Raw genomic sequence first — 3,366 nt, 5'->3', positions numbered from 1 at the left:
CACTGGAGCCGTTTGGTTAACCCAATCCCAGCCGGTGTAGCTCAGCGGTAGAGCAGCGCCCTCGTAATGCGCAGGCCGTCGGTTCGAGTCCGACCACCGGCTCTTTCTTTTTAGCTTTTCCTGGCTTCTCCCTCTATTGTCGCTACTCCTCGTTCTACAGCGTAATTGTCCCTGACCTGCTCCTTCGCTGGAAACCTGTCTCCCCTGATCGCTGCAGCTCATAGCCAGCCAGATCGGTGTGTGGAGACATCTGCTGGCTTCAGAGGTGCTCAGGTCCTTCTTCTTGACGGTTGCACCTCGCGCTCCTTTCAATAATTGACCTTTGCTTTGTCCTTCCACCACTGGCCCTTTCTTCTCCCCAGGCGGCCAATCACTCACCGCTCAAGCCCTGCCAGTCGGCCTCACTGGCTGCGAACATGCTGCCGATAGCAGCGATAATGAGGCAGAAGCAGGTCACTCCTCCAATAATGTACCACCAGCTGCCATTGGGAATAAGCGTCGGAATCCAGGAGAAAATAAGAGAATCGACAACAGCAAAAAGCGATGAGAGTAGACCGAGCACCACGCTTCCCCAGAGGACCGGCGCCGGGAAGATCAGTTGAGCGTGGAAGGCCTCGCGATTGCGCAAGGCCAGCATGATCAGGTTGGCAAAGAGAAATGAGGCAGAGGTGGCCCAGACCAGGGTCGAAGAGGCCAGCATCACATTGTAGACTTCAGTGGTCAGGTCGGCAGGAGAGCCGACATGCACCACCAACGGGGCCACAATGAAGATAAGGGCGGCGAGCATGATAGCCATGAGTGTCTGGAAGAGAATGGCCCTGGCCGGAATCCGGTTGCGGCTGAGGCGCCCCACTCCAGCAGGAAGCCGCTGATCAATCCCCGCAACCAGCAGTAGGCGAGCATAGCTGCAGTTGTAGGCCACAATGGCAGTGAAAAAAAAGATGATCAGGCAAACAGCCATGAGATTGCCAGCGATCTTGCCAAGGCTGAGATCAACAGTAGCCACCAACGCCGGCAGCAGGGCGCCACTGGTCGGCCCCTCGACGACGAGCAGGGCCGCCGTAGCAATCAGATAGCCGAGCAGCACGACAAGCGGCCCCCAGCAGAGATGGCGCGTTATCACCCGCCGGCGCTTTAGTTCTCCGGCCATGTTGAGCGGCGTCTCGGCCCCGAGATAGGCCAGTATGACCAGGCCAAAGGTGGCAATGTTCCCTCCATGAGGAGCAAGGGTCGGCAGCCAGGCCTCCACTTCCCCAAAGTCACTCAGGGGAGCATGTCCACTGAGCAGCCACCAGGTCGCCGCTCCCCCCAGGATGACCAGCGCCCCTACAATAGCACTCGCCGCTACCAGGATAACATTCGCTACCGTCCGAAAACGCTGGAGCGCTAGAAGGCCGGCCAGCGCCAGCGTGCCGATGATGATCAGTCCTTGCTGCCAGGGCTGCATCACCCACTGACGATTAAGTCCCTGAATAAAGGCCAGCACATTATCTGCCGCGCTGACCATCACCAGAACGCCCGGAAACCAGGCACAAAAAGCCGCGAAGAAGCTCCAATAGCCCCCAAAAGCTTTGTGGGTCCAGTTGTAAAGTGACCCTTCGTACGGGAACATCACTCCCAGCTGAGCAGTGGCGATAACGCTGGGTAGAAAGAAGACAATAGCTCCAACCACCAGATAGGTGAGTGCCGCTGGCCCCGCCGTACTCGCCGTGTTGGCGTTGGTAATGAAGAAGACAATAACGATAAAAAAGGCGGTCATTTCAATGGTGCCTAACACCGCCGGCATGGCCTTGACTACGTATTCTTCTGAGGCCAGCGGCTCTTGGGCACTGTGCCACTTGCTCCTCTCTGAGTAGAGCGCCATGAGTTTCCTCCCCCTGACCTGAACCTTCCCACCTGCGCCGCAGCGACTCCGCTGCCCCTGATCCGCTTTTCTTCCTCTCGCCCGGCTAACTGGTGATGGGTCCGCTGTTCTCTATGCTGAGTTTACTGCTTTATCTGCTTTTTGCAAGAAAAATAACACAAGATTGGCCACATTTAGCTATAAATAGAAGATATTATATTTATCGAGATTGAAGTGTAAGAGAGAGGGCCAGGAGAGTCTGTTAGTTTGGGCGCAATCGCAGGCTCTCCTGGCCCTGAAGAGACGGCGCAGGACAGGTCAAGGTTGGTAGATGTAGGAAGGGACGCCTCTCAGGTCCACCTGCGGATTAGACGACATCGCCGCGCACGATTCGCCCCATCTTCTCGTAGCGCTCCGGGTCGCTGCGCGCCAGATAATTGGCATAAAGCAAGCCACAGATGATCCAAGCCAGCACGAACAGGGGCAGGATATTGGTCGGAAAGGGAGTGGGAGCAAAACCCAGCATTGTGAAAAAGGAGCCGATGGGACCTGGGATAGCAGGCATGATAAAGGAGGCCAGCGGGATCAGTAGCACCATCGAGCTGAGCAGGGGAGCCACGACATGGCGCATGATCCCAAAGCTGGAGCGGTCAAAACGCCAGGCGAAGAGAGGGGCCGCCAGGTTAACCATGATGTAGACGATAATGAAGGCAATGGTCCCAGCCGTCGCGAGCCAGGCATAAGGGGCCAGCCCGTCTACCTGTTGATAGCCATTGCCCGGCAGGCCAAAGCCATAGCTACCCGTCCCTGGTTTCTGCGTCACCAGGGCGAAAAAGGCAACTAGCAGACAGGTAAAGAGCGACTGAGCCACAATGGCCATATGGGGACTGCGATAGCGGGGGTGAGTCTTACCAAAGAGCGGTGGCAGGATGCCCTCCCGTCCCATAGCGTAGAGGTAGCGAACCATGCCATTGTGGAAGGCGAGGCCGCAGGCCAGGGCACTGGTGCTGATGGCAATGATCATGAGAGCCTGCAACCAACCGCCCACGTACCCGGTGGCCAGGGTGTAATAGGCAGTGCTGGGATTGGCAGCAAACTGATCAACAGCGTGTTGCCAGCCGTAGCCGATGGTAGCTGAATAGGACGTCCAGACATAAAGGATGATCAGGAAAGCTACCACACTGAAGATCGCCACCGGTACCGCCAGGCGCGGGTTGCGGGCTTCTTCCCCGTAGACAGCCCCAGCCTCGAAGCCCACCCAGGACCAGACCCCCAACGCCATGCCGATACCAATGCCGAGCACGCCACCTGGTGCCGCTCCTTTAAGATCTGCTCCCGCCGCGCTGAAGGTATGTAGCAGGTCATGCCCGCTCGCTCCTCCACGCAGGCAGATCACCAGGTCGAGGATCACGAGCACGCTGATCTCCAGAATCAGGAAAGGCGCCATAGCAAAGACCGACCACTTAACGTCAAAGTAGGAGAGGAGAAAAATGAGGAGCGTCCCGATGAGCGCCCAGCTAACC

Annotated in this window: 2 protein-coding genes and 1 tRNA gene; 1 reads left to right on the top strand and 2 read right to left on the bottom strand. The window is 57.5% G+C overall.

From position 1 onward, the window contains the following. The first annotated feature begins 30 nt into the window (after nt 1–30). A tRNA-Thr gene (locus tag IRZ31_RS20755) sits at nt 31–102 on the top strand. A gap of 268 nt (nt 103–370) precedes the next feature. Here the strand turns inward: IRZ31_RS20755 and IRZ31_RS20750 are convergent. Both IRZ31_RS20750 and IRZ31_RS20745 read right to left on the bottom strand, forming a co-directional pair. Continuing rightward, a complete protein-coding gene (locus IRZ31_RS20750; RefSeq protein ID WP_297157508.1) occupies nt 371–1,864 on the bottom strand; it encodes an APC family permease in 1,494 nt (497 codons plus the stop codon). A 346-nt stretch (nt 1,865–2,210) separates the two neighbouring features. Next, on the bottom strand, nt 2,211–3,366 hold a 1,156-nt coding region (locus tag IRZ31_RS20745; RefSeq protein WP_297157506.1), incomplete at its 5' end, for an APC family permease.

Origin of the sequence: Thermogemmatispora sp. (assembly GCF_019683635.1) — a bacterium.
Classification (GTDB): Bacteria; Chloroflexota; Ktedonobacteria; order Ktedonobacterales; family Ktedonobacteraceae; genus Thermogemmatispora.
This window is presented reverse-complemented; position numbering and strand designations above follow the sequence as displayed.